The 24,285-nt window shown below is 32.5% G+C and carries 24 protein-coding genes; 16 read left to right on the top strand and 8 right to left on the bottom strand.

The window, feature by feature from the left end; genetic code table 11:
* The 12 genes from H6W53_RS04435 to H6W53_RS04380 all read left to right on the top strand — a co-directional run bounded on the left by H6W53_RS04435 (position 1) and on the right by H6W53_RS04380 (position 12,602).
* The gene (locus H6W53_RS04435; protein WP_050791097.1) at positions 1-678 is read left to right on the top strand and encodes a hypothetical protein; all 678 of its coding nucleotides are present in this window, start codon (positions 1-3) and stop codon (positions 676-678) included.
* Positions 679-689: 11 nt separating this feature from the next.
* On the top strand, positions 690-1,499 hold the full coding sequence (locus H6W53_RS04430; protein WP_002977315.1) for a hypothetical protein: 810 nt from the start codon (positions 690-692) through the stop codon (positions 1,497-1,499).
* A gap of 11 nt (positions 1,500-1,510) precedes the next feature.
* Complete coding sequence (locus tag H6W53_RS04425) at positions 1,511-2,683, top strand: hypothetical protein (RefSeq protein ID WP_002977314.1); 1,173 nt, start codon at positions 1,511-1,513, stop codon at positions 2,681-2,683.
* Positions 2,684-2,685: 2 nt separating this feature from the next.
* Positions 2,686-3,300 carry a conjugative transposon protein TraK gene (gene traK / locus H6W53_RS04420; protein WP_002977313.1) on the top strand — a complete coding sequence of 205 codons (615 nt, stop codon included), beginning with the start codon at positions 2,686-2,688 and terminating at the stop codon, positions 3,298-3,300.
* Positions 3,300-3,680: a hypothetical protein gene (locus H6W53_RS04415; protein ID WP_002977312.1), complete on the top strand. Its 381-nt coding sequence runs from the start codon at positions 3,300-3,302 to the stop codon at positions 3,678-3,680. Before traK ends, H6W53_RS04415 begins: the two co-directional genes overlap by 1 nt.
* Positions 3,677-4,936, top strand: a complete 1,260-nt coding sequence (gene traM, locus H6W53_RS04410; RefSeq protein WP_002977311.1) for a conjugative transposon protein TraM — start codon at positions 3,677-3,679, stop codon at positions 4,934-4,936. The genes H6W53_RS04415 and traM overlap by 4 nt, the downstream gene beginning before the upstream one ends.
* Before the next feature lie 3 nt (positions 4,937-4,939).
* On the top strand, positions 4,940-5,830 hold the full coding sequence (gene traN, locus H6W53_RS04405) for a conjugative transposon protein TraN (protein WP_002977310.1): 891 nt from the start codon (positions 4,940-4,942) through the stop codon (positions 5,828-5,830).
* An 80-nt stretch (positions 5,831-5,910) separates the two neighbouring features.
* A complete protein-coding gene (locus tag H6W53_RS04400) occupies positions 5,911-7,893 on the top strand; it encodes a type IV secretion system DNA-binding domain-containing protein (protein WP_002977309.1) in 1,983 nt (660 codons plus the stop codon).
* 26 nt (positions 7,894-7,919) lie between these two features.
* Complete coding sequence (locus tag H6W53_RS04395; protein WP_002977308.1) at positions 7,920-8,735, top strand: M23 family metallopeptidase; 816 nt, start codon at positions 7,920-7,922, stop codon at positions 8,733-8,735.
* Complete coding sequence (locus H6W53_RS04390; protein ID WP_002977307.1) at positions 8,722-9,903, top strand: hypothetical protein; 1,182 nt, start codon at positions 8,722-8,724, stop codon at positions 9,901-9,903. Before H6W53_RS04395 ends, H6W53_RS04390 begins: the two co-directional genes overlap by 14 nt.
* A gap of 987 nt (positions 9,904-10,890) precedes the next feature.
* Positions 10,891-11,916 carry a hypothetical protein gene (locus H6W53_RS04385; RefSeq protein ID WP_185205013.1) on the top strand — a complete coding sequence of 342 codons (1,026 nt, stop codon included), beginning with the start codon at positions 10,891-10,893 and terminating at the stop codon, positions 11,914-11,916.
* Positions 11,917-11,921: 5 nt separating this feature from the next.
* Positions 11,922-12,602 (top strand): hypothetical protein, encoded by a 681-nt coding sequence (locus H6W53_RS04380; protein WP_002977304.1) that lies wholly within the window; start codon positions 11,922-11,924, stop codon positions 12,600-12,602.
* A gap of 654 nt (positions 12,603-13,256) precedes the next feature.
* Here H6W53_RS04380 and H6W53_RS04375 read toward each other — a convergent pair.
* From H6W53_RS04375 to H6W53_RS04350, 6 genes are all read right to left on the bottom strand, one after another.
* Positions 13,257-14,660, bottom strand: coding sequence for a hypothetical protein (locus tag H6W53_RS04375; protein WP_002977303.1), 1,404 nt, complete (start codon positions 14,658-14,660; stop codon positions 13,257-13,259).
* A gap of 433 nt (positions 14,661-15,093) precedes the next feature.
* A complete protein-coding gene (locus tag H6W53_RS04370; protein ID WP_002977302.1) occupies positions 15,094-15,540 on the bottom strand; it encodes a hypothetical protein in 447 nt (148 codons plus the stop codon).
* Positions 15,541-15,649: 109 nt separating this feature from the next.
* On the bottom strand, positions 15,650-16,126 hold the full coding sequence (locus H6W53_RS04365) for a hypothetical protein (protein ID WP_002977301.1): 477 nt from the start codon (positions 16,124-16,126) through the stop codon (positions 15,650-15,652).
* Between the two features lie 362 nt (positions 16,127-16,488).
* Entirely contained in the window at positions 16,489-17,445 is a 957-nt protein-coding gene (locus H6W53_RS04360) for a zincin-like metallopeptidase domain-containing protein (protein ID WP_002977297.1), read from the bottom strand.
* Between the two features lie 259 nt (positions 17,446-17,704).
* Positions 17,705-18,130 (bottom strand): hypothetical protein, encoded by a 426-nt coding sequence (locus H6W53_RS04355; protein ID WP_002977295.1) that lies wholly within the window; start codon positions 18,128-18,130, stop codon positions 17,705-17,707.
* A gap of 73 nt (positions 18,131-18,203) precedes the next feature.
* Positions 18,204-18,563, bottom strand: coding sequence for a DUF6876 family protein (locus H6W53_RS04350; protein WP_002977293.1), 360 nt, complete (start codon positions 18,561-18,563; stop codon positions 18,204-18,206).
* 30 nt (positions 18,564-18,593) lie between these two features.
* Here H6W53_RS04350 and H6W53_RS04345 point away from each other — a divergent pair, with 30 nt between their 5' ends.
* The 4 genes from H6W53_RS04345 (at position 18,594) to H6W53_RS04330 (ending at position 21,632) form a co-directional block, all read left to right on the top strand.
* Positions 18,594-18,824: a hypothetical protein gene (locus H6W53_RS04345; protein ID WP_027383746.1), complete on the top strand. Its 231-nt coding sequence runs from the start codon at positions 18,594-18,596 to the stop codon at positions 18,822-18,824.
* 129 nt (positions 18,825-18,953) lie between these two features.
* Positions 18,954-19,637 (top strand): hypothetical protein, encoded by a 684-nt coding sequence (locus tag H6W53_RS04340; protein WP_185205012.1) that lies wholly within the window; start codon positions 18,954-18,956, stop codon positions 19,635-19,637.
* Between the two features lie 130 nt (positions 19,638-19,767).
* Positions 19,768-20,313, top strand: a complete 546-nt coding sequence (locus H6W53_RS04335; protein WP_002977286.1) for a hypothetical protein — start codon at positions 19,768-19,770, stop codon at positions 20,311-20,313.
* Positions 20,310-21,632, top strand: coding sequence for a hypothetical protein (locus H6W53_RS04330; RefSeq protein WP_002977285.1), 1,323 nt, complete (start codon positions 20,310-20,312; stop codon positions 21,630-21,632). The genes H6W53_RS04335 and H6W53_RS04330 overlap by 4 nt, the downstream gene beginning before the upstream one ends.
* Positions 21,633-21,678: 46 nt before the next feature.
* On the opposite strand, the gene H6W53_RS04325 is transcribed toward H6W53_RS04330, so the two are convergent.
* Positions 21,679-22,365, bottom strand: coding sequence for a hypothetical protein (locus H6W53_RS04325; RefSeq protein ID WP_002977283.1), 687 nt, complete (start codon positions 22,363-22,365; stop codon positions 21,679-21,681).
* A gap of 51 nt (positions 22,366-22,416) precedes the next feature.
* On the bottom strand, positions 22,417-24,105 hold the full coding sequence (locus H6W53_RS04320) for a phospholipase D-like domain-containing protein (RefSeq protein ID WP_164720334.1): 1,689 nt from the start codon (positions 24,103-24,105) through the stop codon (positions 22,417-22,419).
* Positions 24,106-24,285 lie beyond the last annotated feature (180 nt).

Raw genomic sequence — 24,285 nt, 5'->3', positions numbered from 1 at the left:
ATGAAAACATTTCTAATTGTATTTTTTCTGCTTTTACTGAATAATGCAAAGTCACAAACCTATTATCAGCTCTATTATAATTTAGAACTGCAGGCTCAGGTAACGGCCAACCAGGCTGCAAGAGTAGCTTCTGAAAAGCTTTACCAAAATTCTTACGAGAAACAAAGAAAAGCTTACGATGATATCAAGGAAAAGGCTGTGCAGGTTGTGGTCATAAAAAATCACATATATAATCAGCTTCGTAATGTCAATTCAGCACTGAAGCAGGGAAAACAGCTTGAAGCCATATACTATGATTTTACCAAACTTATTGGAAACATGGAGAAAATGCTGGAGCTTTCAGCTCAAAAACCTCAGTATGCCGTATTGATTATGAATTATTATTCTAAGCTTTATCTGCATGCGATGAACTCATATGAAAATATAAGCGAATCGGTTCTCAATGAAGAAAATGATTTTCTTATGGACAGCTACGATCGGCAGAAAATTCTTTCAAAAATACAGCATGAGATAAAAATTATGAATGGCTGGACAGTTCACATTATCAATTACCTGAGGAATGCTGAAAAAAAACCATACTTCCGTCATATTGGTGTTTTCAACAGCTGGTATATACGGGACAAAGGTTTAATCCAAAATATTATTAATAATTATAACCAGAATTTAAACGGTTGGTAAAATTATAATCTATGAAAAACATACTATTAATACTATCATTTCTTCCCCTTTTATCTTTCGTAAAGGGACAGACCATAAAAAGAGTTAAGGACAAACACATTGTAGGTCAGGAGAAAAGGCAGGTCTTTTATCAATGGGGAGACTGGCAGCCTGAACCAAAATACTTTTTGGGCATACAGACTAATTATGCCTATGCCATGGTATGGGGCTGGCTGGCTCCAAGTCGAAACCGTGATTACAAAGGCGGAAATGACATCAGACCTTTAGGACTGGCGGGATTGCAAAACCAAAGATATGCAACAACCTTGGTACAGCAGGACAAAACAAGCGATATTCAGGAAGAAGCAAAGACAACATATGAAGAAAACCTGAAAGAATTCTATCATTATTCCAGTGCGACCTCAGGGGCTGATCCTCTTTATCTGCTTTATTATAAAGATGTACTGAACAGTCTGGATAATTTTGACACCGGATCTTCGGCATTATCTCAGTGGGGATTTACTTCTTCGAAAGCCTGGGAACGATTCAATAATTACGGCATCATCGGAGAATGCAGGCGAAAGATCAACGTCATTCAGGACAAATACAAATTTGCTAAAAGTGCAGATATGCCGAGAGGCAAAAGGATTCTTGCCTACCATGACTGCCTTATCGAATGGCGAAAAATGAAAAAATACCTAGCGTACTTAAACCAGCAGGGAGAGAACAGGTTTAGAGCCGAAGTTAAACTTGAAAGTTACAAAACAAAAAATCCCGGAAAGATTACAAAAGAACGGAGAGATGCAGAGATATTCATGGATGTAATGACGGGGCATTTATAGTTAAAAAAATTATGAAACGAAAAAAGATTTTAAAAAGCATTATGAAAATAATGCTTTTATTCATTCCGTGCTTTGCATTCTCACAGGATACACACAGTGATGAATATTACCAGAAAGCAATGGATTTTCTGCAGGGTGAGGGCGTATTGGAAGGCTGGTTTACTGAAAAGTTCCTACCGCTTTACGACAGCTTTATGACCGCAGAATATGGACAATTTATATTATTTGGACAGGCTGTAGCGGGTTTAGGCGCACTACTCTATCTGGGGAATATAGGATGGCAGATGATAGGCGGAGATCGTGAATGGGAAATAGTACCGATGCTAAAACCCTTCGCCATTGGACTGGTTATTGTGAATTGGGTATCATTTGTCGGTATTCTCCGTACTCCTCTAATCAAGCTTCAGGACGTCTCAGAGAGCAGCTTTGTTGAGAGTCAGCAGGAATTGAATTCTTTAAGATGGGTACGTTTTAAAAAACAGCAGCAGGTTGTAGACAGAATTGTTGAAGAGCAAGCTAAAGCACAAGCTGAAATCCAACAACAGGAAGCCGGAGACCAATCTTTAATAGAAGAAGGACTGGATATGGTTGGAGATGGATTAACAAGTCTTATGAGTCCTGTCTATGAACTTTATCTCAGATTACAGGTTGGTTTACAATTAGCCATATCGAGCGCGCTGGAATTGATTGGGTTATGGATACTTCGAATATGTGTCTATGGGATATTTTTTATCCAGCTGATATTTTCGACCATCTTAATTATTATCGGTCCTATACCGGTTGGGTTATCAGTTTTTCCTGCGTTTTCAAGTTTTCTTTCTCAATGGGTTTCCAGATTCATCAATGTCAATCTTTACGGATTTGTGGCATTTATTATTTTAAAAATCGGAACCCTCCTTCAGCTATTTGCCTTTGAGGCAGAAATTGAGAGATATGATCAGATTATCAATACAGACGGCAGTATAAAGAACATGGATTTGCTGCTTACCTATTCTAGCAGTGGGATCATGTCATTTGGATTGGTCATCGTCTGTTTTTTAATTACAGCCGTAGGAATATTATGTGTTCCTACCCTGGCCAATTATATCATTCCGTCGGGCGGTGGTAATACAGGAGCCATGAGTAAGATGAAAAAAGCAGGAATGGCAATAGCCACTAAAGGAGTTTCATTATTAAAAGGATAATTATGGCAGTTGTAAAAAACATTGAAAAAAAAATCAAGATCAATAAAGTAACTTCCATTGGCTGCATAATTTTATCAGTCATCGTCGTTATTGCAGGATTTGTTTTCTCATATAAACAGATAAAAGATGCAAGAAAATCCATCTATATTTTAGATAACGGGGTTCCTGTTTTAGTCAAGCAGACCGATTTGCTCCTAAACAGACCTGTTGAATATAAAGCTCAAGTCGATATGTTTCATTCTTTATTTTTCACACTTTCAGCAGATGACGATTATATAAAATCTCAGACACGAAAAGCATTGTATCTGATCGATGACAGTGGTATGAAGGAGTATATGAATCTGAAGGAAAAGGGATTTTACAACCAGATCATTTCTTCCAATAGTGTGATGACTATAAAAGCAGACAGCATTAAACTCGATGAGCAGAACTTAAAATTTATTTACTATGGCAAACAGACCATTAACCGAAAGACGCAGCTTATCGTCAGAAAATTGATCACTGAAGGTTTTTTGCAAGATCTTCCCCGATCTCCCAATAATCCTCATGGTGTTCTGATCGAAAAATGGAAAACATTAGATAACTCGGACATTTCCGTAAAAGAAAAATTTAGATAATGGAACAGCAAAATAAAATCATCAGTAAAAATCCATCAACCATATGGAAAAGTGTGGAACAATTTGCAGAACGTCAGCCGAAGAGAACATTTTATCTCATGTTTGGATTGATTTTTTTGTCCACCCTATTCTCAATTGGAAGCTTGATTTACATACAAAAAGTTTCCATTCCTGAATACGAAACGATGAAAAAGCAAAATGTCCTAAAGGATGCTGCTACCTCATTCAACTCGCCGTTTACAGAGACAGAAAAAATTCTGGGTATAAGAGAAGCGCTGAAAGAACTTGATTACTATCGGAAAAAAAAGATATTGAGTTCTTCCGATAGTTCGAGAATTAAATATCTCCTCGATAAATACAATATAAATAATTCAAGATGAAAAAACTCAATTTAAAACAACCTAAATATGTTCTTCCCCTCATCGCCCTGCCATTCGTTTTAATGATAGGGTATTTTTATGTTCAATTCACGGAAAACTCAGGAAAAGACAAAAATAAACTGGCTGAGAGTAAAGACATTTCCACCGATTTCGGAAAAGTTGGAGAACGCTCTGAAATTAAAGGAAAGGCCGACGCTTATGCTGATTTCTTTGATAAAAGAACCGATGGAAGAACCATGATTGACGGTTTCGGTGATGAGCATGAAAGTCTTGAAAAATTTGATGATGATCTTTCAGAGCGACAGAAAAGGCATATTGACAGTATGAATTATGTCAGAGAAAAAGAACGTCTGAATAATCTTTCCCGACAGGCCAATCGACAGTCCTACTATAACGCGATGGATGCTAAACAGTCGAAAGAACGTGAGGATGATCAGTACGACAGAAGTATGAAAATGTTAAAAATGCTCAATGGTGACAATAACGGGGTAAACAATTCAGGAAAAGCTGATACTCGGAGTGCTGAAAATTCCGACTGGAAAAAGGATCAGATGACCTTGATGAGAGAGCAGATGATGTTAATGGATAGTATCGAAAAAGCAAACAACCCTGAACTTAAAAATCAAGCCAAAGCCATTGAGAAAATGAAGAAAAATGAGAAAGAGATGGATTTTTTTCTCAATTCTACATTGGATGTAACAAAAGCCTCGAAAAGCACAGAATTCAATTCGATCTTCAGACAACGTGAAAATAACTTTATCAAAGCTGTGATCGACGAAAACATTAAGGGCTTTGCAGGAAGCAGAATAAGGATTCGCCTACTCGAAGATGTATACGTCGGAAATGCAAAAATATCGAAAGGTACTCCCCTTTACGCATTGATCAGTGGATTTTCACTGCAAAGGGTGAACCTTAACATCGTATCGGTAATGCATCAGAACGAGATTCTTCCTATCAGTCTCAATATCTATGATGTTGATGGCATGGAAGGATTGTATGTCCCAAGTTCGGCATTCCGTGAAATGACAAGATCTATGGGAGAAAACATTGTGCAAGGTCAAAATCTTTCCAGTGGTAGCGCTGATTTTTTTACCACGACGCTTAGCTCAGTATATCAATCCACCTCAAAAACAATATCGGACGTAATACGGAAAAACAAGGCAAAAATTAAATACAATTCTTTCGTTTACCTCATTGACAACAAAGAACTTGAAAAAAAGAAAAAGAACATTTATAAGAAAAACACCAATCCATAATCTATGAAAAATTTCATTATTATCCTTATGCTGATGCTTGTTTCTACGGAGACATCCGCTCAGAATACAGTACTATCGAGAGTATATAAAAATAATCTTCCCGAAATCTATATTACAGGTAATGTCAATCTTCATTTCAGGAGCCCCCAGCCTATTCAGTTTGTTGATTTAAGTACGAAACACCTTATAGGCGATCTTCCTACAGAAAATGTTGTAAGAATTAAAATACAACAGTTTGAAGAGGAAAGCCATTCCGCTACCGACAGTATTAGAATAAAAGAGGAAACTCCGATTTATTATTATGATAATCAGGAATTAGGAATTGTTACCATTGTCGGACAATCCTTTATGGCTCAGTACAAGCTGATCTATAAAGTTGACAGCAGTGCGACTATAATGACCAACATTGAAATTTTACCTGAAGACATGCAGGCTCTTGAATATCCGGATTACCAGATGTCCAGTGCCGAACTCAGAAAATATTCGGTGGAGATTATCAGAAAAAAAGAAGCAAATAAAATACGTAGAAACAGAGATTTGGGAATCGAATCGCAGCTTAATAATGTATACGCTTTTGGTGATTATGTATTTCTAGATATTAGTTTTAAAAACAATACAAATCTCATCTATGATATTGACAAACTTAAGTTTTCTATCGATGATAAAAAGGTTTACAAAGCCACGAATGTTCAGTCTATTGAGATAGAGCCTGTATTCCGTCTGTATGACTTAAAGACATTTAAAAAGTCTTACAGAAATATTTTCGTTTTTAAGAAATTCACTTATCCGAATAACAAGGTTCTAAACATCAGGCTGATCGAAAATCAAATCAGCGGCAGAACAATTAATCTGGAGATTAAATACTCAGATATTTTACAGGCTGACACTTTTTAATATTCATTTACATCTAAAGTATAGCAGACAGCTGGGAACTCCTGGCTGTCTGCTTTTTATATAATTCAATTTGAGAAACAATGCAGGAAAGTAAAGAACAACAAAAAATCTACGGATTCTTTCAGAAAGCAGTCTATATGCTGGTTTTGATTGAATGCAGCATTATCTTTTTTGGAGGTACTCAGATTCCGATACTTCCAAAGCTATTGAAATCATTTGCGAAAATGCCATTTCTATTTCCTCCGTACCATGCCAAACTTGCTGAACTTCTGTTAATCATACTAATTGCAATTGGTACAAAGCCAAAAAAAAATCAAGATATTAATATTACAAAATCAATCCTTTTACCAATAGTCGTTGGATTACTGATGATGTTTGGTTCATTGGCATTTATAGATGATACATTTAGAAAAGACATCCCGCAGTTTACTCCCTATTTTAATATCTATCAGGCTGTTTACGCATTACTTTCATTCGTAGGTGTTTTAATAACCCTTTTAGGTGCTGACAACATCAGCAAGATTATGAAAATCAAGCTTGGTAAAGACCGCTGGAACATTGAAGAAGAATCATTCGATCAAAACAAGGAATTAATTACGAATGACTTTTCAATCAACATCCCTTACTTATTTTATTATAACAAACGGATGAATCACGGATGGATTAATATCAATCCATTCAGAGGTACACTTGTAATAGGAACGCCCGGTAGTGGTAAATCTTTTGGAATTATTAATCCGGCGATCAGGCAATTGATTGGCAAAGGATTTTGTCTCTGTATTTATGATTATAAATTTCCAGATTTGGGAAAGATAGCGTACTATCATTATCAATTGAAAAGGCAACATGACGAGAGCTATAAGCACGAGTTTGCGGTAATTAATCTTAATGAAGTTGAAAGATCAAAAAGAGTCAATCCTTTAAGAAAAGAATATCTCGCTACATTAGCAGAAGCTCAGGAAATGGCGGAAGCAATGGTGTCTTCACTTCAAAAAGGTGGTGGGTCAGGAGGTGGAAGTGATCAGTTTTTCACCCAGTCAGCCATCAATTTTCTAGCATCATGCATCGCTTTTCTTGCAAAATATGAAGAGGGCAGATTTTCGACCTTACCGCATCTGCTTTCATTTATGAACCGTGGTTACGAGGAAATTTTCAATACTCTTTTCACCAATATAGAGCTGCATTCTCTATTATCAACTTTTAAATCGGCTTTTGATAACAGGGCTTTCGACCAGCTGGAAGGACAGATCGGAACACTTAAGATATTTCTATCCAGATTGGCAACGAAGGAAAGTTTCTGGGTATTTTCAGGTGATGATGTCAAACTTAAAATTTCTGACAGAAAAAACCCTACAATCATTGTCTTAGCGTCTGATCCCAATACACAGGATATTAATTCTGCATTATATTCTACCATATTAAATAGACTATTAAAACAGATTAATTCCAAAGGCAATTTACCAAGCGGAATTATTGCCGACGAGCTGCCGACTATTTATATACATAAGATAGATAATTTAATTGCTACTGCAAGAAGCAATAAAGTAGCTGTACTCCTTGGACTGCAGGAAATTCCCCAGTTCCGCCAATTTTATAAAAAAGAAGTTGCAGACACGATTACAGCAATCATCGGAAATATTCTCAGTGGCAGTGCTCGAGATAAAAGTACACTGGATTGGCTTGAAAAAGTATTTGGCAAAGTAAAACAAAAAAGCCAGTCTATGTCAATCAATAATAATCAAACGACCATTTCAATTCAGGAAAAGATGGATAACCTCATTCCTGCCGGTAAAATAGCAGGATTAAAAACGGGAGAAATGGTGGGTATTATCGCAGGTGATGAAAATAATCAAACTGAAGAATATAAAACTTCGGCCATACACGGCAGAATCAATCTTGATATGAAAAGTATCGAGGATGAGGAAGCTAACTATATTGAAATGCCCGTGTATTATAACTTTAAAGACAAGTCAGGAAAAAATGATAAAGAGAAAATCCTGATGTCGAACTTTCTACGAATCAACAGAGAAGTAGAGTTGATCATTAAGGACTTCAATCCGTAACTCTAACAACATAAAATTTAAAAAAAATGAAAAAAACAGTAATACTGATGCATTTGTTAATTTTTTCAAATTTCCTACCTCAATTTAATACGGCTTCCTATAAAGGAAAACTCAATACTATTCGATTGAACTCCTCTTTACAAAATCAATTCACCACCAGCTTTTTGTCTTACCATATTGCAGGGAAGTTGAATAAAAAATATTTTGAGAAGAGTAAAGATTCATTGAATAATGCAGCAAATGAAACTGAGCAAACAACTACTCCACAAGCCAATTCAATTAAAAAAGATGATGATATTCAAGCGACGTCGGAAGACGATTCATTGTCAGAGAATCATCCATCCGAAAAAAAATACAGAAATAAAAAACTTTCATTATTAGAATACGAAAAATACCCAACTGAAGAACTACAGATTATTTATATGCCTTTAGAAAAAATGAAGATCACCTCGAATTTCGGGCATCGCTTTCATCCCATCGATAAAATTGAAAAATTTCATGCCGGTGTTGACCTGCGGGCTAACAGCGATTATGTATTTGCAGTATTGGATGGAATCATTAGTGATACAGGTTACAGTAATGGTGCAGGAAATTACATCAAAGTACAGCACGGCGATTTTGAGACCATATATCTGCATCTGCAAAAAACTTTTTTTTCATTGGGCGACTTCGTCTATGCCGGTGATATTATCGCTATAAGTGGTAATAGCGGGAAAAGCACTGCACCGCATCTGCATTTTTCAGTGAAAGAAAGAGGAAAATATATAGATCCGGTTCATTTCTTAAATGACTTAATAAAAACAAACAACGCAATTTCAGATTACAATTATGGAAAATACTAGCACCTTACTTACAGATGAACTTAGAAAGTTCGGAATCATGAATCAGCAGGATCATTTTTCCGAGAAACTCTCAAAAAAAGAAATTGATGATTTTCTTAAAGGAGGAATTCTCATTGCCGAAAATGATAAAAACAGGCTCACTTTTAAAATAAATGACGATAAGCTTGATGTCAATGTTTATAATAAAGATATAGTCAATCACAAAGACCTTTCAACTGCCGAACTTTTTGAAATTTCTTCAAGCAATAGAAATCTTTACAAAGTGATGGCTGACTATGGAAACATCACTCATATTGGAACAGGGTACTTTAATAAGAACCCGGAAAACGAAATGACCACATTTGTTGAAATAGAAAACGAAAGGGGAAAAACAATCTTTTTCGGAAACAAGCTTGAAGATAGTCTTAAAGATTTTAAAGTTGGAGATAAAATTCAGATTATTCAGACCGGTGTTGAAAAAACGGTTCTTAAAATAGATGATGCTGATGAAAAGGAACTCGCAAAATTTGATAATGTTTTTATAATAAACCCGTTCAAAGAAAAAAATAAGCAGTTCCAGTCCAGGATTTTTGAATTGGATAAAAAAGACAATACGATAAAAGATGTGGATACAACAAAATACGAGCTCAAAAATGTTAACGGTCACAATATCTCAGAAAAACAGCTTCAGCAATTACGAAAAGGTAAAGAGCTTAAGTTAGATGATGAAACCACCATACAGATAAGTCCGGCATCAAAAAATGAGGCTAAATTGAGCGCAAGTTCAAAATCACTCCTGATACTATCCCTTGCGACGGATGGCGGTCTTAGTTTCTTGATCATAAAAGGCATTCAGAAGCTTGCTAGAATGCAGGAAGAAAATCAACTACAAAAAGAAAGTATAAGATATCAGGTCGAGCTTCAAAAACTAAAAGCACACCTGAAATCGAAATCAGAGCAATATCCTGATAATAAAAATATCATAACTGACCTTAATATTGTCAGCAAAGAAATCTCTGCTTCTCAATCCTCTTTAAATGAAAATACTAATAAGGAAAAAGAAAAGAGCAATATTAATCTTCAGGTTAACGATCCAGATATGTATCAAGATGCTAATCAAAAGAAAGAGGAAGAGAAACGAGATGCAGAAGAAGCATCAAGGTCAACATCTCATTCCAGAGGACGGTAATAATGATAATTATCATGCTCCTAAGCTTAGAAACGCTAAAGATATTTCAGGGAAAAATCAGTGAAAATGGAAATCTCTACTTTTTAGGATTCAGAAAGAATAGCTGGACTATTATTTACAGAGATGGCTCATCACTAGAGACAAAGTCTTTTTACCAGATTATAAATCATTTTGGTGATTTGATCATCCATAATATATACTGTTTCAGATACATTTTGGAAGCAATGCTTTTTTTACAAAATAAACATTGTGATTATCTAAGGAATTCGCTAATTATCATTACCGCGTCAAAAAATAAAAAAGAAATAAAATCCTTTTTATTTAGACGATACATTCAGAAAAATCTTGTCGTACCAAAGATTCATTTATTTCATTCACTGCGAAATTTTGAATTAACTGTACTCTATCTTGAACTTTTAGATAAAGGAGTTGTCTCTGAAACCATTCAGCTAAAAGGTCAAAATTATCTAAAGATAAAGTATAAATCAATTCAGATTATACTTGATACAGAACAGCAGACGAAAAGTAAAATTTTGTTTCTGTTAGGTATAAATGATAAGATCTTTAAAATTCGCAATTATGATCTATCACATTTAATGAGTGATAGAAATCTCTATTGGTAACCTCACATCCAAATATATAGCAATAATGAAAAGCGATGACGCATTAAAATCAGAAGTTGAGATTATATCTGAATACTTTAGAAATACAAACAACAGTATTTGGTTAAAAGAAGGGCTCCGTGGTTCAATCTCAAGTGAAATTGACAGCTATAACTCTCTTATAGAAAATCTTCAAAACAAGAGAAAAATGTTTTCCGGAATTGATCTAACTATTTCACCTTTTAATTCCTCAGGAGCAGACTTCAAAATAATTATAAAAAATGACAGCGAAAGACTGCAGCTACTCTCGGGATTGCTAAATTTTCGATCCAAGCAAATAAATGATTTAGATAACAAATTACATAACAATCATAATATTAACAACATGGAAAATAATGTATTTCAATCCAAAAAAGCCGATTTAGAAGTAAAAATCGAACTGCCCAATCAAGAGAAACCGTTTTTTGAAAAAATGTCCACTCCTAATAATTTGGTTAATATGCTGCAAAAAGCGGGGCAGAAATTAAATCCAAATGAGACACTACGCGTTAATTTGAACGGTACTTCATTAGTGCTCACCAAAGAACAAACCGAGAAGCCAGAAATTCTTCAAAACCTGGAAACAGAATACAATAAAGTTAACAGGCTAAAAAACGGGCATCCTGAAGAAAATAGAAATCTACAAGATTTAAAAGATCAGATCAAGTATTTAGGTTTTGGCGAAGAACAAAAAGTTCATACGGAACTGGCTGATAATTTAGCTTCAGATAAAAAAGAATTTATCATCAATATTTCTTCAGATAAAGCATCTTTCAAAAACAATGAAATCAATTTTGAGCTGAAATTTCAAAAATCTGAAAAAAATGAAAACTTCTACTTAAACTCTTTCCTTGCAAATCTTAAGAACAATGAGAAGGATGTCAACTTAAACCATACATTTTCCGCTAATGGAAACTTTACGGCTAAAGAAGCGATCAATCTTTTAGAAGGCAGATCTGTTAAAACGGAGATTTATAATAAACATTTGGATGCAAAAGAGGATGCTTTTGTAAAGCTACAATTGAATGAAGAAAAGAATGAAAAAGGAAATTTCAAGCTTCAGGTTTTTAATAAAAACTACGGAATTGACATTGAAAAGATCATTGATAAAGCAAAACTTCATTTTGATAACGATAAGCACAGAGAAATTACCACCAAATCACTTGAAAAAGGCAATATTGTTTCGGTAAAATTTTCAGATCTGAAAAATAATATAGTCGAAGGAAAAGCAATTCTCAACCCCCAATACAAGATGCTGAATCTGTATGATAATAAGATGAAAAGATTCAACTCTAATGAGCAGGCCTTTCAAAAGGATAATTCGGAAACTAATGAGGTAAAGAATCAGCAGAGCCATTCCCGAAAAATTTAATATCTATGAGAGTTTTTGCTTTATTATTCTTTTGTTTATTTCTAGTTTCTTGTAATAAGGGAAAAAAAATTCAAAGTAAAAGAGGTGGAATTGATATAGTCACGAATATTTATTACAGTGCTTCAAAAGGTCTTGAAGAGCACCAACAGATCATTTTGTCCAAAATGAACTACCAGGATAAGGACTTAATAGAATTAGTCCCCAATATTCAAATTCCAGAAATAATTGACAGTGTATATTATATCCGTGATTCATTATATTTCAGCATTGGAAATACTTTACAGTCAAAATCTTTGATTTTTAAAGATCAAAAATTTGAAAATGGTAGAAATGTCAAAAATAAAAGGTACGGAGCAATGTGGATTGACTTACCTATATCCAACTATCAGCAACGGAAAAATCTAAATGACACTGTACTTTATGGAAAAAAACACTTTAAAAGATTCCAAATTATAAGTAGAGAGACCTACAGTATTTTCTATCTAAATAAAACCGATACTATTCTACCCTATTCTCTTAATCCGCTTGCTGACAAGGACTATGGAGGACGGCTTGAAAGAATTGACAGCTATGATAAAAAAAGAGATTTATTCACAACAATCGTATTGCTGCCTAGGAAACGATGGGATAAAGAAGCTGCGGATATTTTTGAATATAATCATCAAACAAATATTGATTCCAAATAAAAAATCCCAAGCCAAATTGGCTTGGGATTTTTTATTTGATTGAAGTACGTTTTTTTGAAAGTTTAATCAACACTTGATCTGAATCTTTAATTTCAATTAATTGCTCTTCTATAAATAAAAACACATTTTTATCCAAAATAAAAATATCAAAAACAGTGTATCGCTGTTTTGAAAAAAATTTCCCCGTCAAAATAATGCAATTATTATACTTGACTGGAGGAGAAAGCTTAAGAGTAACTTTTGATTTGTTTGTCTTAGCGTAGAAGACAATAAATTTTCTTTTTTCGCTGTACTCAAGAACAAAATAATGTTTGTTATTTAGAACTTTTAGTGAAGTTAAGTAAAATAGGTTTTGAGCATCAATTTCGATCTCTTTTTTTTGATCATGACTATAAATTACGTTATTAAATATTTAAAAAATCAAATAATTTAGTGATAAATATTGCTTCGACAATACAAAGAAAAAGTTTTAAACAAAAAAATCCCCAAGAAGATGGGGATAAAAACTAATAACCATGAAAACTCAAATTAAACTTGAGAATCGCGGCAAAGGTATAAAATATCAGATGATACTTTGTCTCAGGACAATACAATGGCTCTATCCAATCAATTCTAATTATCAATGGAAGCTCCCACTAAATATTTAAAAGCTCACTAATTATATTGATTACCTTCTAAATTTTCTATATCATCTTCCCAGTGAGGTCTATTAAAGCCACTTACTGAATCAGCCAAAAGCAAATCATTTTTTAGAACAGGATAATGGCTTTGTTTATAAAAACAGGTAGTTTCAGCCCAATCAAAATTATTACTGGAAGCAAGCAGCTGAATACTATTACAATGTATCGCTCGGATATCTTTTTCTTTATAATCAAATCCCTGTATTATTTCCTCCGACTTCAAAAATCTTTTTCTTTCTACATATGGTCCGTCCAAATTTTCATAGCCGATATGAATAATTCCTGGACCATCAAGTGGTATTTGATCTACTGCTTTTACAAGAAGTCGTTTTACGTCCTTTGCTTTCATATTTATAGAATGTTCGGAGACACTTGTCCATTTAAGAATACTTATACTTCCTACTTTGTCAATGTAAAGATTTAGAATATCAAAATTTTTATCCTTACCCAATTTATATAGTTCATCGTGGTTAAATACGGTCACATAATTACCCCCACTTTCATATTTTCCAATGCAAACCTCAATTAATTCCGGTGAATTGTTTCTAATATCTCTTTCTTTTAATTCTCTATTTATAGAAGCCAAGTTCAACGGTCTAAATGAAATTTCAATTTCAGAAGTTTGAATTTGTGCTCTTTTATCTCCACTATGAATTTTAAGATATTCATTAAAACAATCAACTAAAATATTTTCGCCTGTCTCTGAAACTGGAACCTTAAAAATAATATCAATGGAATACGACAATTTATATTCTTGCAAAATGGCAGTCAATCGTAAAGATCTGTTTTGCCATTCTGACCTTTCGCTTTCAGAATAATCCGGAACTTTCTGCATTCTTTTACATTCAACCCAATATTGTTGTCCATCTTTTCTAATCTGCAAGTCCGGAGATTTATAATAAGTGCTTTCAGGTATAAAGGATACTTTCCATCCATTTTTACAATATAAATTTGCAACTGCCAGTTCAAAAAAAATGGTATCAGGGTGATTCTTTTTTTCGTTCAATAATTCCTCAATCTTTTTCTCTATCCCATCAATCTCAAGAAGTGTTGAAAGATTCTTCCCTATCATCGAAAAAAACGGAAATATACGAGCGGATTGTAGAGCGTCACCAGATAAAGGTCTTTCAAAGATACTTTCTACCAGATACATATACCATGCAATCCAGTCATCATAAAAAGCAATTGGCATGACGAGTTTGCCATCTTTACTTTCCGCTTTTTTAAATCCATACTGAATAGCTTCAACCTCACGAAAATATGATACAACTTTGTCTCGTCTTTTCAACCATCTTTCATCTCCCATTCTCGACACAAAAAAATTCAATGCTTTTTTTGCATCTATCGCCCAAGGTTCTTTTATGTAAATATTCACCATTTTAAGTAATTACTATTTTATATCTAATATACTTTAAATTTGAAAATGATTGAGATCATTCTGAATGAGCATTTAAAATATGATTAATTGAGTATTTTAAGTTAAAATTTCAACGAGTTCCGAGTTAGTAATAATCCTTTTGAAAAAAGGCAAGATACTCTTTTGTAGGCTCATTTTATATAAATGGACGTCCAAAAGGACATCTTGCACCACAAAAAAAACAAATTATTTTTACAATATCATCTTCAAAAGCCATTTTTTAAAAGTTGAAATCAACATTTGCAATAATGTGTAAACCTACAATTGAACAATTATATAAATATATATTGACAGTATTATTGAATTATATAAACATATAATTCAACAATTCAATAAATACATACTACCGTATTTATACAATTATATATTTAAATTGATGTAGAAATATAGAATGTTATAATTCAACAGAAAAAAATTCCAAAGGAGTTTTGCTGACAAAAGAAACAAGAAATTCAAAAAAAGCGGAAATAGAATAGCTTGAAGAATCAGATTTTTCATTGATGTAATAAGTGTGCATCAATTCATAATAAAGATCAGAATATTTTAGTGGAAGTAGAAAATTGATACTTTCCAATATTCTTTCTTCTTTTGTATTTTCAATCTTAGTTCCTCTCTTTTTATAAAAAACAAGATACTGCTCATTAGGAGCGGTAACCTTATGATATTTTTGCTGAAAACTCTTTTGAACATTCAGTAATGTGACACATAAATAATGTCTATAGGAAAATAGGGATAACAGGTCGTTATCCTTGTAATAAGTAAAACTGCAAATCTTAAAATTGTCCACTAAAGACTTATCGGTTTTTACCAATAAGTTTTTGGTTGCTTTTTTTGCGCACATAGAATGCTTATTTATTAGCCAACTTGCCGATTCAACGACAACAAATTATTACAAATGTAAAACTAAAACCGAAAAATATAAATCATATTTTTACGGCTTTACAAATTATTTAAAGCACAATAGACAATTTTATTTTGTCTTTTTTAAGTTTCTGAACCATTTCAACAGCTTTCTGTCGTTGGAAAACATAATATGCCAACTCTTTTGAAGGGCTGAAAAGGGGTAATTTTCCATTATAAATTCTTATAAACTTGGAATAATACAATCCTTCGTCAGAGGTAAAAATATATATTTTCCTGTGAGAAGCATAATTAATCCAGTCCGCTAATTTATCTTTCAAAATAGCCGGGTCATTTTTAAGTTTAATGGTAAATGATTCATTTCCTTCAAAAGAATCATCTTTAAAAATAAGATTAAAATTACTGACATAGCAGCTTAAAACAATATTGTTTTCAGTTACCATTAAGGGATTATTGATATCTCCCAGTAAATCAATGGTAACATCATTTGCTTTAAAGAACTGTTTTATTAGAAAATTCCTTCTTGCAATGTCCGTAAATAAATTGTGATTTGTACTCTCTTCCATTTCATTGTTATCAGAATTAAACAAATATACTATTTTTTACCTATTAAACCAATTTAAAATATTTTACCTATTATTTCAAAAATATTTTTATATTTACATATTCTTATTAATCAGAATTAATAATGAAAAGAATAATAAAATTTGTGGTGTACGGAGCAATAGCGTTTTACATATTTCTGTTTGCGTTTATAGGTAATACCACTGACAATAATAATGCAAGAAAAATATCTCTAACTTTAGTTATTATCGTCGTTGGCTGGAATGTCTTGAAGAATCCTTTAAAAAGATTCTTTAGGAAAATATTTAATAATAATTCTTGACGATAATAGAAAAGGCTGCCCTATGGCAGCCTTATTATTTTATCAAAGTTGTTCAAGAAATTTCTTTGCTTTTTTAGATGATGCAAATGCTTTCTTGATATTTTCCTCACGCTTAGATGTATTTTTGACAGACCAGCTTTTAAGATATCTTACGGAATTGATAAACTCCTTAGTAATTCCAAATTGGAGGCAGATTAGCATACTACCCATTTCTGCAATAAGTTCTTCAAAAGAGTAACTTGTTAAATCTGAATGACCTTTTAATTCTCTTTTTAATCTGCTTTCGTGACCAGTCCAGTGAATGATCTCGTGAAATAATGTAGAATAATATTTATCTTCAGATATAAAATATTTCTTTTCTGGAATTGAAATTATATCTGTTAAAGGCGTATAATAAGCTGTACTAGAAAGAGTTTGCCTAACTGTTAGATTACCGTTAGTAATAATTGAATTGATAAATTCTTCACTATTACATTGTTCCTGAAAATCCAGTACTAGATTTTCCTCTTCAATGACAGTATCAATATTTAGATCGGCTATATTTTCAATCAGTTCAGCATTAAAAACGGTATAATTCTTTAAACAGCTGATCTTATTAATATTTTCTCTTTCATTCACCGACATTTCTAATACTTGTTCTCTGCTATAGATTTTACCCGTCTCTCTATGTTTGTAGATGAAGCTAAAAAATTCAATGATTGTACCTTTTGCTCCTTTTTTTAGTCTGCCACCGGCTTTCGAAATAGAGTTGAATGTCGCATAATCGGCGGTTTGGAAATTATTGATTAAAGCATCAATATAAAGAGCTACTGTGTTAAAGCCTTGATATTGCTTTTTTGTAAAAAGATTTTTCGGCATTTGAAATTGCACATCAGCATAATGTTCCCAGTCCTGCGGATTAACTTTATCAAGGTTTTCGAGTATTTTTAAAATGAATCTATCTTCATTTTTTTCTTGTGAAGAATCTTTTGAATTACTTTTTTTTGTGAATGTTTTCATAATACTTTATTTAATATTCTGACTTTTCTATTGTTTTATGTGCATTCCAAAAGAAATCTGTCATTCAATAAAACCGGAATGAAAGAATGTAATGAAGGCTTTGAAATCTTTTTGTTCGAAGAATTCAGGAGTGTCTGAAATTATAGCTATGCTGTAATTATAGAGACCCAAAAAGATTTTTTGATTGGAGGATGGATTTCTAATTTCGCATAAGAAAACCGAGAAAGTCAGAATATAAAGGATTAGAAAACAATTAAAATTATTCAATCCTTATTGATAATAATCTTTGAAGATGCTGTGATTTTTTCAAATCGACATATTTGATAAATTCAGGTGTCTTTTTGAACTTCTGAAGTGCTCTGATAAACTTGAAATCTGATTCAATTACACTTGAGACTTTTATACAGGCAGTTCCAATATCTCCAAAGCAGTTGCCTATTCCAAATAAGAGAGAATAGTAAGTTTCTGTAGTAAGCGGTCGGTCATAATGGGCTAGTATCTTTTTACCTTCTTCATCTTCATTTAAAAATCTAAGTTCTTCATTGAACATTGCCTGTGTAAAGAAAACACCATAGTCAACGCCATTGAAATTTTCATAGTTCAAATCAAAGTTTTCTTTCAGAAAGTTATTTACTTCCTCAGCTAATTGAGCTTCTTTTAAATATATAATTGAATAAGTTCCCATAAAATTTATAAGTATTCTTAAGTTTGGAATTTGATAAAACGATTACCTATACATCGTGAGGTTTTCATATTATTTAGTGTTCGCTTGGAAGTAATAGTACATTACCCTCTTTCCAGATGGTAAATTCTTCAAAAAAGAAGTCAGAGAATGGAATAATGGCTGACATTAACTGATTTTCATTTCCGTCAGATGCAGAAAGACTAAACTGCTCATCCTTGATTCTTTTAATCGTCCATACTTGAAAATCTTCACTTTGAAATTTTTGAGAAGTCTGATAAGATGCTATACAGTCCAGAAACCAGTAGCACTCTTCTTCATATGCCACATTTTTGACTCCGTCAGTCAATAATATTCCAAAGATGTAGGAATAGTACTGCTCAGTTCCTGTAAACTGATTGTAAAAATCATTAGCTGAGATTTTGGGATTTTTCATAATTGCCAATTTTTTGGGTTAATATTTAAATTGTTGAGAGCAGTTGATATTTTAACAGCATTGTTTTATAATCTACTTTCTCCCTGTTTTTCATTGCTTCTGACGAAAGAAATTCAGATTCAATACAAAACCGCAATGAAGTATGTAATGGAGGCTATGAAATATTTTTGTCCTTCGGATTTAGGAGTATCTGAAAAAAATGGCGCAGCATTTTATTTAGAAACCCAAAAAGATTTTTTTGTACAGAAACTGTATTTATAGTTTTGCAAACCGAAAACACGGAACATTTAGATTATAGCAGGTTTAAGAGAACTATTATCTATACAACAACAGCTGGATATTTACTATATTTGGTAGCATATGTGGATAAAAGAAAAACCTCAGCAATTATTGGATTCAGGAAGTACAACAGCCAATTTTTTATACAAAAAAGGAAAGGTTTATGTGATGGATAATCATCTATGTGCAGCGTGGTGCTGGTTACAGGAAACAGATATCACTAAATCATACGACTTCTATCATATTGACAGACATAATGACCTATTATACCCTATTCCATCTATCAAGGAAGATTTATTAAATGATAATGTTGATCTTGAAAAAATTACATTTGAAGAATATGTTGAACTTAATGAAAATCATCCGGAGGAACTCAATATAAAAGCTCCGTTGTTCCGCTGGGATAATTATATATTAAATCTAAATGAAGTATATCCGAATTTCTTTGGAACTACACATTTTATAACCAAAGAGCCATATCCGGAAAATGAATTTATAGATTGGGAGTATAAGATAGAAGACTTTCTTAACAGCTTACATCATTGGCTGAAAGATTCCAAAAATGGCGGTATAGTAAATTTGGATATAGATTTCTTTTATTCTAACAGTAAAGGCTATTATCAGATTTATTCTGATGAATTGATCAGAAAAGTCGGGAATGTATTAGTTGAAAATATGGATAAGATAGATGTCATTACAATTGCATTAAGCCCTGAATGCTGTGGAGGTTGGGAAAATGCCTTTAAAACAATGAAAATTCTTGACGAAGTACTCGATTTAGGTATGGAAATGTAATAACTCTTAGTTGCAACAACTCTATATTTTTTTGATAACAAAATCAAGATTAAAAGTAGTTTAGAATGACAATTGACAACTAAAACGATTAATTTGTATATTTGGTGAAAACAATAACTTTAATAACTTAATGACAGAACTTCATCTTGATCTTACTTTAGATAAGCTACAAGGCCCACCAAAAGAGCATATAAAAGTTCACAATTATTGGGCTGCTGTTGGACTTGATCGCTATCATAAAGACTCTAAGGCTGAATTTGAATTTACCATTGACGGAAAATCCAGCAAAAACATTGTTACTTGGGATTCCAATTTTTCAAAAGTAACAATGAAGGAGGATAAAGATATTGCTAATCACGGTGGTGTTGCATTGGCTTGGTTTGTAATGTCAGTAATAATGGATTACAAATATGTAGAACAAACTGAAATTGGCGATGGCGTTGACTATAGATTTTCTAAAACTGAACCTGATGATGATGATTTGAATTTTCTTGACGAAGAATATCATTATGTAGAAATATCCGGTATTTTGGAGGAAAACAAATCAAATACCTTAATAAATCGCATAAAAAAGAAACACGAGCAAATTAATAGAGGTTCAAAAAGAGACCAATCATCATCTGTCGTTGTCACACTTTTTGCCAAACCTACAACCATAAAAGAAATTCATAAATGAAACCAAAGTTACAACATAGAGAAGCTATGGATTACTCATTTAAGGCTAAGCAGGCTTTAGATGAAGGTGACTTTGATGCTTCATTAGAACTATACAAAACGGCAGCTAAATTAGAAAGTGAGGTTGCAGATTTCTATTTCGACAAACCAGACCTTGAACCCACAAGGAGTATACTGGTAAGAAGTGCTGCGTTTTTAAATTTAAAAGCTGGACAGATAGAGGAGGCACAAAAGTTTATTTTTTTTGGGTTAACTAACAGTAAAGATGAAGAGGTTAAGGAACAATTGTATGACGCCTTAGAGATTTTAGTTTCTTTAAAAAATATTAATCCTTTTGGGCAGACAAAAGAATATACCTATTTAAGTATTCTTAGACAAAATAGCACACATTATACTATTGAGCCTACCAAGCTTGAATTTGGTCATTCTGTTACTTTAGAAATGATTAAAGACTTTACAGATAATTATTTGAAATCATTAAAGGCATATGCACTTACTAAAGTTAGGCGTTTGGTCAAATTTAGAGATGACAGTATAAGTGAACTTCAAAAAGAAATTGATAGAATTATTAATCCGGTCATCACAAACTCAAGTTATGGAAGTTTTCGATTTTCAATTGCTAATGATTGGATGAAAAGAAATGACGAAGAAAAGGAAATTGTTAATTTAAAATCAAATATTGTTAAAAATTTCCATAATGAAATTTTCATTAATCCTCTTGGTGAACAAGAAATTACCGAAATCAAAGAAGAATTTTCAGAGGAGGAAATAAATGAAATATTCAGGCCATTAGCCAAAATCAAATCAAATAATTCCGGTTACAGCATTGGAGTTTATGACACAGATTCATTTTCAAAAAAGTATATTCCAAAAATTGTTAACAAGCAAAAAAAGGAATTACTTACTACAAAAACATTGTCACAAGAGGATATAGGTGAGCTTGTTACTACAATTGCTCATAAACGTGTTTCTGAAAAAGGTAAAGTTTCAAAGAAAACAATTAGATCGGAAGAATTCAAAAAATATGAAACGACTTTCAAACTAAAGGAGATTGTACCAAAAGACAAACCGTCAGTTTTATTATCTGAGGAAATTCTGATAGATATGTTATTTGATTCAAATATCGGTTTTACATTTTCATTTGACGATTTCAAAATATCATACACTGATATCGAATATCAGAAAGCACTTGACGGATTTAATAATAGTTTTTATTCCAAAATAATTTCATTGATTAAAAAGACTGATTTGAACACTGAAGAAAATGATGACCTAAAAATCATAAGTAGATATATCGGAAATCTTGATGCCTTGAATTAAATAATATCTTAAACTACTTTTTTAAAAAAATCAGTAGTTTAAGTTATTATTTGTTATTGTTTCTCCATAAGAATTCAAATTTCAAAGAATTACTTCTTAATGTGTCAACCGTCTGTTTAAGCTCTTCGCAGTAATCACTTAGTCCAAGATTCATTTCAATTTCAGTTTGAATTTTCCAAAGTGATCGACCTAAGTAATTAATTTCGTTCCTTAATTCAACCATTCTATCTTCGGACATTTTAGAGTTCAAAACAAAATTTGACTCAGAACATACGTAGTCATCACCTGCAAGCACATATTCATTATCATCAGTTTGAATAAATCCTAGTTCGAGTGCCACTTTTTTCGACGCATCAGCAAAAGATTTTCCAATTTGATTTTCTGTGATAGTAATTGTTTGCTCATCTCTATTAATAAATAAGTGAAACAAAACTACATCCTTCATTGAGTTGGTCAAATGTCCATTTTTTCTATGTTCTGGTACAACATACCAATGTAAATCACTATACATATCCAAGACTACAGCTACATAAGTTTTAGTTTCATTTTTAATGAAGTAAAATTTTTTGAATCCGTCTGAAGATGTAATATTATCAGTTATTTTCGGTTTATTTATCCAGACCTTAGCGAAATCTACATTCGGGCTTAAAGGTCTAAGATAAATAACACTTTTTGTTCTCTTACCTTTATTATTTAAATCATCTATTAATTTTTGTAAAGCCTTGTTTGTCATAAGTATTTGGTAACATCGCTATGTAATTAAAAAGTCCCTGCAGCTAGTAAATCAGGAACAGATTAAATCTACAAACATTTTTTTTCTCTTATATTTTAATGCATTTTTATTGTAGAATGATTTTACCCAAGCAAGGTAGTCCGTCTTCAAATGCAATGGATTATCGTTCCCTGAAACTTTTCCCGACATTTCTAAAGCTTTAGATCGCGCATAATAATGATTAAAAATTCTTACAAATTCAGTAAAATAAAGATCACTTAAATCCTTATCACCTCTAATTACCAAAGTATTCTCATCATTATTCAAAATTGAATTATCACTATAATTTGCAGAACCGGAAATGACAATAGGATCTTCACCTAGAGGATCAATAAGTATAATTTTATTATGAATGAAATTTGTCCCTACTCCACTTGGCTTTGCATTCAATAGTAAACCTGAATGTTTTTCTGCGAGCCAATCATATAGACCATCTTTTAAATAAGTTCCATAAATTATTACATTATCATAATCGTTTGAAACTAATGTAGTATGTATAGATCTATTATTATCTAAGATGATGTATTTGAGATTTTCTGTATCTTTAGTTATTATTTCTTTCATATGCTTACTAAAAGAAAATGGAAACATTCCACAAATAAGACTTTTTGAATTATCCATATATTCAGCATACGTTTTAAGAATAGTTTTTTGTTCGCGGGGACTGAAAAATACGGTTATACCCTTGTTAAGATTATCATACAATATATCTTCTTGAATTTCCAAAGTTTGCTTACCTAACACTTCGTTAATTGGATCTTGTGCTAAATATTCCCAATATTGATGAAATTTTTGAGCGACCTCTTCATCTCTGATAATGTGAGCAGCGTTACATTGACCAAAAATTCCTTTTGCTGTTATATTGGTAGACCCCGATAATATCTCAATAGGTTTACCATCTTTCAGCAGTATCATAAATTTATTATGAGCAATATAGCTTTTATTTGCTTCTTCTTTTCTTGGAATTAAAATTTGTCTTGGAATGCCTGCTTCATTTATGGCAAGATTATTTGCTTTCTCCTCTCCTCTGGAATCATAAATTATCTTAACATCAACGCTTCTATCTTCATATGCATCTTTCAATGCTTCTAAAATGGGCAAATATTCAAACTCGTAAAAAGCAGCTCTAATACTATATGTTTCATCTTCAGCTTTTTTGATAAAGTTCAACAAAGCATCATCCAAGCCCTTACCAAGCCACTTTAATGCTCTCAAAGAATTCTCTTCAGATACTCCCTCTGACCAAGGTCTGATATTCCCAAACTCTCTAGCATATGCTAGGCTCCCCGCTACCCCACGGTTAAAATACACTGAGTGTTTTGAAGTACTTTCGTCGGGAATATTAACCTTGATTTTACAGCCAGGTCTATGCTCTAAAAATTTAGGCTTTCCATATACAGGAATTATATTGTAGATATAATCGTAGGTTGATTTTACAGTAAAATCCTCCCACATAAATGATTGGATAGGATGCTCAAAGCTGCTGAATAATTCATTTTTTACTGCGCTCCCAACAGTTTCTTCAAAATATTTAAATCCTTTTAAAAAGTACTTTTCATTTTCTATCAAATCTTCTCTTTCGATAGAAAATCCCAGTAGTCCCTCAGTTTGTTGTTGGGGCATATCAATCGAAAGTATCACTGCTGAAGTTCCTGCAACGCAGGTCACTTCAAGTCCGTTCTCTTTAGCACGTGTTCTCATTGCATTATTGTTTTCAAGGTTAATTACCATAAAGATAATAACAAACTATATTACAATGAGTTAAAAATAAATTAATTTTACAATCATATGATAAAATTTAAAAAGTCCGCAACCTTTTTTTAAAATATTAGGAATGGAATTAGATAGGTATATTTTAAAATGTGGTTGCTCCATATAGGC

Origin of the sequence: Chryseobacterium sp. C3 (assembly GCF_014218905.1) — a bacterium.
In the GTDB taxonomy this organism is placed as follows: Bacteria; Bacteroidota; Bacteroidia; order Flavobacteriales; family Weeksellaceae; genus Chryseobacterium; species Chryseobacterium mucoviscidosis.
This window is presented reverse-complemented; position numbering and strand designations above follow the sequence as displayed.